The sequence below is a fragment of the Streptomyces rhizosphaerihabitans genome (genome assembly GCF_025399795.1).
Classification (GTDB): Bacteria; Actinomycetota; Actinomycetes; order Streptomycetales; family Streptomycetaceae; genus Streptomyces; species Streptomyces rhizosphaerihabitans.
The window spans coordinates 1-596 of record NZ_JAODTZ010000174.1; the positions used below are offsets into that span (position 1 = coordinate 1).

The window sequence follows — 596 nt, forward strand, 5'->3', positions numbered from 1 at the left end:
TCCTTGACCTCCTGGCCTTCTTCGACGGCGACCTTGACGATGGTGCCCTGCATCGGGGAGGCGAGGGTGTCGCCGGAGGCGGCCGGGCCGGACTTCTTGGCGGCGCGGCGCTTGGGCTTGGCGCCGGCGGCCAGGCCGGTGCGGGCCAGCGACATGCCCAGTGAGACGGGCAGCGAGACCTCCAGGCGCTTGCCGCCGACCTCGACGACCACCGTCTCGCGGCCGGGCTCGTCGTCGCTCTCGGCGTCGGCCGGCGCGGCGAACGGCTTGATCTCGTTGACGAACTCGGTCTCGATCCACCGGGTGTGGACCGTGAACGGGTCGCTGGAGCCGGTCAGCTCGGGGGCGAACGCCGGATCGGTGACCACCGCGTGGTGGAAGGGGATCGCGGTGGCCATGCCCTCCACCTGGAACTCCGCCAGCGCGCGGGCGGCCCGCTGCAGGGCCTGCTTGCGACTCGCGCCGGTGACGATCAGCTTGGCGAGCAGCGAGTCCCAGGCCGGGCCGATCACGGAGCCGGACTCCACGCCCGCGTCCAGGCGCACCCCGGGGCCGGAGGGGGGCGCGAAGGCGGTGACGGTGCCGGGGGCGGGCAG

Annotated in this window: 1 pseudogene; it reads right to left on the reverse strand. The window is 74.2% G+C overall.

The annotated features are described in order from the left end of the window. Positions 1–596, reverse strand: a pseudogene (locus N4G66_RS45270) (acetyl-/propionyl-CoA carboxylase subunit alpha); the annotation flags it as partial.